Source organism: Vibrio sp. 1402, from assembly GCF_033340275.1.
Genome location: NZ_JAWOWE010000131.1, coordinates 1 through 884, shown reverse-complemented (window position 1 = coordinate 884; position 884 = coordinate 1). Strand labels below are relative to the sequence as shown.

The window sequence follows — 884 nt, the reverse complement described above, 5'->3', positions numbered from 1 at the left end:
TTGCCCCGTGAGCATATCGTTCTGGACCTGGATGATGATGAAAAAGTCTGCTCATGCTGCCAGCACCCTCTGCATAAAATCGGTGAAGATAGTTGTGAAAAGCTGGAGTTCACGCCAGCAGTACTGAAGGTTCTGGAATATGTTCGCCCTAAGTACAGTTGCCGCCAGTGTGAAAAGGAAGCCGATAAGGTTAGCATCAGCCAAAAGCCTGCACCTGCCAGTATTATCCCTAAAAGCTTCGCGACAGAAAGCCTTCTGGCTAACATCATCCTTGGAAAATATCAGTACGCGCTACCGCTTTACCGTCAGGAAACCCTGTTCGAGCAGTCTGGTGTCGAGCTATCCAGAACAACCATGGCTCGCTGGATGATGCAGGTCAGCGAACGTTTTACTCCGTTGTATAACGCTCTGCACAAACACTTGCTGGAGCAGGTGGTCATCCAGGCAGATGAAACACCACTAACCGTGCTTAAAGAAGATAAGCAATGCTATATGTGGGTTTACTGCTCTGGTGCTGACTCTCCTGAAGCGACATTGGAAGGCGTTAAAAACATCGTGCTGTACGATTATCAAAATCGTCGCTCAAGAGCATGTCCCATCGGCTTCCTTGGTGACTACAATGGCTACCTGCAAACGGATGGATACCGAGTCTATGACGGCCTGGAGAAGGTTGAACACCTTGGCTGTCTTGCTCATGCTCGCCGTAAGTTCATGGATGCGAAGAGGGTACAAGGTAAAGGCAAAACAGGAAAAGCGGATGTCGCTCTGGCAAAAATCCAAAAACTGTATGCGCTTGAAACTCGCCTGAAAGGAAGGTCTGCTCTGGAGCGAATGACTGAACGACAAAAACTGGCGAAACCTATGCTTGATGACCTGCATAAATG

1 protein-coding gene is annotated in these 884 nt (G+C 48.6%); it reads left to right on the top strand.

The features are described from left to right. Positions 1 to 884, top strand: an 884-nt coding sequence (gene tnpC / locus R7044_RS24605; RefSeq protein WP_225455921.1) for an IS66 family transposase, incomplete at both ends; no start/stop codon positions are given.